Here is a 331-nt window from a genome sequence, read left to right as displayed (position 1 = left end):
AGGGTGGATCGGTTATTGCTTCCATCCACACTTTATTGATTCGCGTTGACGGCAGACTTCCTGTGTCGAGTCCGGTGACCACTTCCTGAAATACTTTGTTCACCGAAGTATTTCCAGTGGTGGTTGTGCTGGTTATAGCCTCTTGATATACCTTATTGACTTGTGTCGTGGATGTGGCCATCTTTAGTCACCTATACCAGCCTGCGCCGCGTTCAGGTTTGCTAGTGTCCATGCATTTCCCGCGCCATCCCTCGGAAATACTGAGGAATACAAAACATTCGATGCAACCAGAGTCTGCGGTGCGAATGTTGCGACGGTGCATGCCGACTTC

1 protein-coding gene is annotated in these 331 nt (G+C 49.8%); it reads right to left on the bottom strand.

Features of this window, described 5'->3' with window-relative positions; genetic code table 11:
- Nucleotides 1–181, bottom strand: a 181-nt coding sequence (locus AC1RPR_RS07980) for a hypothetical protein (RefSeq protein WP_481763431.1), incomplete at its 3' end; no start/stop codon positions are given.
- Between the last annotated feature and the right edge of the window lie 150 nt (nucleotides 182–331).

Source organism: Dellaglioa sp. CoH-57-MRSF-22 (assembly GCF_056781895.1).
Note: the sequence above shows the minus strand (reverse complement) of the source record. Positions and strands in the feature narration are given on the sequence as shown.